The organism is Aquitalea sp. ASV15 (assembly GCF_016429115.1).
GTDB lineage: Bacteria > Pseudomonadota > Gammaproteobacteria > Burkholderiales > Chromobacteriaceae > Aquitalea > Aquitalea magnusonii.
The window spans coordinates 1-302 of sequence record NZ_JAELTZ010000205.1 but is presented as its reverse complement, the minus strand read 5'-3'; the positions used below and the strand labels follow the sequence as shown (position 1 = coordinate 302).

1 protein-coding gene is annotated in these 302 nt (G+C 73.2%); it reads right to left on the bottom strand.

Features of this window, described 5'->3' with window-relative positions; all coding sequences use genetic code 11:
* The coding region (locus JHD64_RS21530) for an ABC-type transport auxiliary lipoprotein family protein (RefSeq protein WP_199055738.1) at positions 1–302 on the bottom strand (302 nt) is incomplete at both ends.

Genomic DNA, 302 nt, shown 5'->3' with positions numbered 1-302 from the left:
CCCCCCCCCCCCCCCCCCCCCCCCCCCCCCCCCCCCCCCCCCCCCCCCCCCCCCCCCCCCCCCCCCCCCCCCCCCCCCCCCCCCCCCCCCCCCCCCCCCCCCCTTTTCACGCAGAAGACGGCATACGAGATCCTTGTTAATGTCTCGTGGGCTCGGAGATGTGTATAAGAGACAGGCCCCAGCTGGTGTGACAGATTCACCGCCAGCGCCTGTGTCAGCAGCCGCGACAGGCTGGCCGTCCAGTAGTGCTGTTCCTGCAATTGCGGCTGGCCGCGGCTGTCTTGCAGCAGCAGTTGTGGCCG